Below are 243 nucleotides of genomic sequence, written 5' to 3' on the forward strand. Positions count from 1 at the left end.
TGATCCTGAACTATGCGCAGACCGGCGAGCCGATCGGACCGCGTATCATTGTGCATGGACAGGTGCTTGACGAAGACGGCCGCCCCGTTCCCGGCGCACTGCTCGAATTCTGGCAGGCGAATGCCAGCGGCCGTTATCGCCACAAGAAGGAAACCTATCTGGCCGCGATCGATCCGAATTTCGGCGGCTGCGGCCGCACCGTCACGGACGACGAAGGCCGCTACTGGTTCCGCACTGTCAAGC

General features: G+C 62.6%; 1 protein-coding gene. It reads left to right on the plus strand.

The genetic code is table 11. From position 1 onward, the window contains the following. On the plus strand, positions 1-243 hold a 243-nt coding region (locus ACZ3HH_RS30990), incomplete at both ends, for a dioxygenase family protein (protein WP_465810533.1).

It is taken from the genome of Pseudomonas sp. PME37.24/025 (genome assembly GCF_055556615.1).